Raw genomic sequence first — 1,919 nt, 5'->3', positions numbered from 1 at the left:
GGCTTCCAGGGCAACCCCGGCTCACACCCGATCCGGAGCCTTCGCGGTCCCGGGCGCCCCAGACCCTACTCACCGCAACAATTCAACCGAGAATCCCACGCTACGCGGCCGATCTCGCTTCTACCGCGCAGACTCCTAGAGGCTCGTTCCAGGTTTTGGCCCCATCTGCCGATGGGCGAAGGATGTGGCGTGCCCTTCCCATCTTGGCTCTGCTCCTCCTGTGGGGCGATCCTGGCCTCGCTGATGGCTCGTTCAATCGGGTCTCGACGCCCCAGGAGCCGAAAGCCCCTGCCGCGGCGCCGGAATCCGCAGAGGGGGCTGCTCCCGCTGCCGAAGCCCCAGCTCCGGCCGCGCCGGCTCCCGAGCCGGAGAAACCGGAAGTGGAGCCCCCTCGCGGGGACGCCTGTATCTACGGCCCGAAGGGCTTGATCTTCCAGCCGCGCGGCAAGCAGTGCGCGGAGGCTGGCCCCGGCCCGGCTTCGCCAGATCGCGCTCCCGGAGGGCGCTGCATCATGGGGACGCGAGGCCAGGTCCTCTACGCCCCGCCCGGGGTCTCTTGTGAGGACACGCTGCAGTAGAACCGCAGGAAGGCCGGCGCCTGGATCTGAACCAGGGGGCGAGGCGTACACTTCGAGCGATGCCGGCCTCCCCTCTCTGCCAACAACCGTGAGACACCTGACCCCACTCGAATTACTGTAGGGCGATGCAAGGTGATTCACGATGATCGACGACTCGAACTCTTCTCCTCTGCCGGCCTCGGGGCCGGTGGAGGCGCGTAGCGCCGGAACCGGCTCCGAGGCCGGCAGGCTCGACCCGGAGGTGGTGGCCAAGCCGAAGAGAAGGCAGTTCACGGCGGAGTACCGGCTTCGCATTCTGGAGGAGGCCGAGCGCTGCACGAAGCCCGGCGAGGTGGGCCAACTGCTGCGGCGCGAGGGGTTGTACAGCTCTCACCTGACGGCCTGGCGCAAGGCACAGCGCCGGGGTGCGCTTCGAGGGCTGGCCTCGAAGAAGCGAGGTGCCAAGCCGAGGAACCGCAATCCGCTGGAGCCGAAGGTGCAGGAACTCGAGGCGGAAAACGCACGCCTCAAGGCCGAGTTGCACAAGGTGCATACGATCCTGGACGTGCAGGAAAAAGTTGCCGGGCTGCTGGGATTCGACCTCGAGAGCGGAAAGAACTCGTGAGCGCGGCCCAAGGGCTGGCCCGACAGGTCGGGGTTGTCCCGGCCTGTCGGGCCCTGGGCGTATCGCGCGCGACCTTCTACCGCCGAACGAGACCCTCGACTGGGCAGCAGCAGCCCCGGAAAACTCCTGCCCGAGCGCTCGCACCGATCGAACGAGAGCGCGTGCGCGAAGTGCTTTATGAGCCGCGTTTCGTGGACCGCTCGCCGGGCGAGGTCGTGGCGACCCTTCTCGACGAGGGGCGCTACCTCTGCTCGGAACGCACGATGTACCGCCTCCTTGCGGAACGCGCAGAAAGCCGGGAACGCCGCAATCAGCGGTGTCACCCCGTCTACGCGAAGCCGGAGCTCATCGCGACTGCGCCGAATCAGGTCTGGTCCTGGGACATCACCAAGCTCCTCGGGCCAAGAAAGTGGACCTACTACTACCTCTATGTTCTTCTCGACCTCTACAGCCGTTATGCGGTGGGGTGGATGGTCGCGGATCGGGAGAATGCCTCGCTCGCCAGCAACCTTATCGAAGAAACATCAAGGAAGTTCGACGTGTCGCCCAAGACCCTGACGCTTCATTCGGATCGTGGGTCGCCTATGACCGCAAAATGCACGGCACAGCTCCTCGCCGATCTCGGCATCACGCGATCGCTCTCCCGGCCGCGCGTCTCGGACGACAATCCGTTCTCGGAAGCGCAGTTCAAGACGCTGAAGTACCACCCCGGCTTCCCGGGACGATTCCAAGACCAG

2 protein-coding genes are annotated in these 1,919 nt (G+C 65.9%); both read left to right on the top strand.

The features are described 5' to 3' along the window. The first annotated feature begins 720 nt into the window (after window positions 1-720). On the top strand, window positions 721-1,182 hold the full coding sequence (locus GY937_06340) for a transposase (protein MCP5056330.1): 462 nt from the start codon (window positions 721-723) through the stop codon (window positions 1,180-1,182). Between the two features lie 161 nt (window positions 1,183-1,343). Further along, window positions 1,344-1,919: transposase family protein (locus GY937_06335; protein MCP5056329.1), on the top strand; the 576-nt coding region annotated here is incomplete at its 3' end.

This window comes from bacterium (assembly GCA_024228115.1).
GTDB lineage: Bacteria > Myxococcota_A > UBA9160 > UBA9160 > UBA6930.
This window is presented reverse-complemented; position numbering and strand designations above follow the sequence as displayed.